General features: G+C 20.7%; 1 tRNA gene. It reads left to right on the forward strand.

Going from position 1 to position 673, the window contains the following annotated elements:
- Positions 1 to 29 precede the first annotated feature (29 nt).
- Positions 30 to 106 (forward strand) — tRNA-Ile (locus tag AVBRAN12654_RS09375).
- The last annotated feature ends 567 nt before the right edge of the window (positions 107 to 673 follow it).

The following is a 673-nucleotide window of genomic DNA, read 5'->3' on the forward strand; positions in this document are numbered from 1 at the left end:
AATAAGATAACAATAATTCTACTTCTTAAGGGCCTATAGCTCAGCTGGTTAGAGTGCACCCCTGATAAGGGTGAGGTCACAAGTTCAAGTCTTGTTAGGCCCACCATTTTTATTCTTTTTATCTATCTTTTAAATTGTTTTTTTAAATCTTTTTAATATATGTAGTTTTTAGTATGATTTTAGGTTTTACTTGTGTATTTATTTTAGATTAAAACTTATAAATAATATTTATTTTTTAATGATATTTGAATTTATCTAAGAATACTTATTTTTACTTATTTAGCTTGTAGTTATGTTTAAAGCTATTTTTATACAAATTATAATGCTTATTGAAGTGGTGTGATATTTGGTAGCATATATATTATCTTTTTAAAATAACTCTTATAGTAATAAGTAATTTAAATTATAAGTGATAATTATGTTTTTACTATTAAATAAAATATTAGTTATATTTTTAAGAGTTAATATAATTAATGTTTTTATAAAGTATTTATAAGTTTTAAATTCTTTTAATAAAAATAGCTTTTTATATTTAGTGATTATGTTTAAGATTGTTTTATTATGGTGTGTGTTTTTAATTGCTTTTTAGTAGTTAGTGAAGGTTGTTTTTAGAATGAGATTTTAATTGCTTTTTAGTTTTTAATTTAAAGTATTGTTTGTGTTGTTTAGAGTG

This window comes from Campylobacter sp. RM12654 (assembly GCF_020137585.1).
GTDB lineage: Bacteria > Campylobacterota > Campylobacteria > Campylobacterales > Campylobacteraceae > Campylobacter_E.